The sequence below is a fragment of the Microbacterium sp. BF1 genome, assembly GCF_019279095.1.
GTDB lineage: Bacteria > Actinomycetota > Actinomycetes > Actinomycetales > Microbacteriaceae > Microbacterium > Microbacterium maritypicum.
In genome coordinates this window covers 1-693 of the sequence record NZ_JAGYWT010000796.1, presented here as the reverse complement: position 1 = coordinate 693, position 693 = coordinate 1, and the positions used below count along the sequence as shown (strand labels likewise).

The window sequence follows — 693 nt, the reverse complement described above, 5'->3', positions numbered from 1 at the left end:
GGCGCATGCCGCCGGAGAACTCGTGCGGGTACTGGTGGGCGCGCTGCGCGGCATCCGCGATCCCCACCATCTCCAGCAGCTCGACGACTCGGGCCTTGGTGGCGTCGCCGTGCGTGTGGCCGTGCACCTCGAGCGCCTCGCCGATCTGCTCGCCCACGCGCATGAGCGGGTTGAGGTTCGACATCGGGTCCTGCGGCACGAGGCCGATCCCGGCACCGCGGAGCGAGATCATGGCGTTCTCGGGGAGGTCGGTCAGCTCGCGTCCGTCGAAGCGGATGCTGCCGGCCGTGATCACCCCGTTCTCGGGGAGCAGACGGTTGACCGCGGCCGCGGTGGTGGACTTGCCCGACCCCGACTCCCCCACGATCGCGACGGTCTCACCGGCGGCGATGTCGATGTCGACGTCGCTGATCGCGGTGACCAGCTCGGAACCGGTCCGGAAGGCGACGGCGAGGCCGCTGATGCTCAGCACGGGCTCGGTGGTGCTCATGGTGTTCTCGTTCCTTCGTTGTCGTCGGGATCGTTGTCGTCGGGATCGTTGTCATCGGGATCGTTGTCTTCGGGATCACTGTCGTCGGGCACGAGCGCGGGGAGTGCCGTGCGCCAGAGCGCCTCGGTCGGTGCGGGCTCGACGGCGAAGAGGCGGGTGCTCAGCAGCACCACCGCCGTGCCGGTGCCCGGAAGGAGTCCGAG

The 693-nt window shown here is 69.7% G+C and carries 2 protein-coding genes; both read right to left on the bottom strand.

What is annotated here, in order from left to right; all coding sequences use genetic code 11:
- Nucleotides 1-490: ATP-binding cassette domain-containing protein (locus tag KZA10_RS16860; protein ID WP_218683478.1), on the bottom strand; the 490-nt coding region annotated here is incomplete at its 3' end.
- Nucleotides 487-693: hypothetical protein (locus tag KZA10_RS16855; protein ID WP_374196617.1), on the bottom strand; the 207-nt coding region annotated here is incomplete at its 5' end. The genes KZA10_RS16860 and KZA10_RS16855, both read right to left, overlap by 4 nt.